Annotated in this window: 1 protein-coding gene; it reads left to right on the top strand. The window is 63.6% G+C overall.

Annotation, left to right across the window (positions count from 1 at the left end):
* A partial coding sequence (locus SB822_RS60685; RefSeq protein ID WP_410859600.1) for a fumarylacetoacetate hydrolase family protein occupies window positions 1–239 on the top strand: 239 nt, incomplete at both ends.

Genomic DNA, 239 nt, shown 5'->3' on the forward strand with positions numbered 1-239 from the left:
CTCGGTCATCGCGGCTTCACTCGCCGCCCTGCCGACGTGGCCTTCATGCACTACGAGTGCGAACTCGCTGTGGTGATCGGGCAGACCGCGCGCAACGTGCAGCGCGAACATGCGATGCAGCACGTGGCCGGCTACATGATCGCGAACGACTATGCGATCCGCGACTACCTCGAAAACTATTACCGCCCCAACCTGCGCGTGAAGAATCGCGACGGCGGCACGGTGCTCGGCCCATGGTT

Source organism: Paraburkholderia sp. SIMBA_054 (assembly GCF_046534875.1).
GTDB lineage: Bacteria > Pseudomonadota > Gammaproteobacteria > Burkholderiales > Burkholderiaceae > Paraburkholderia > Paraburkholderia hospita.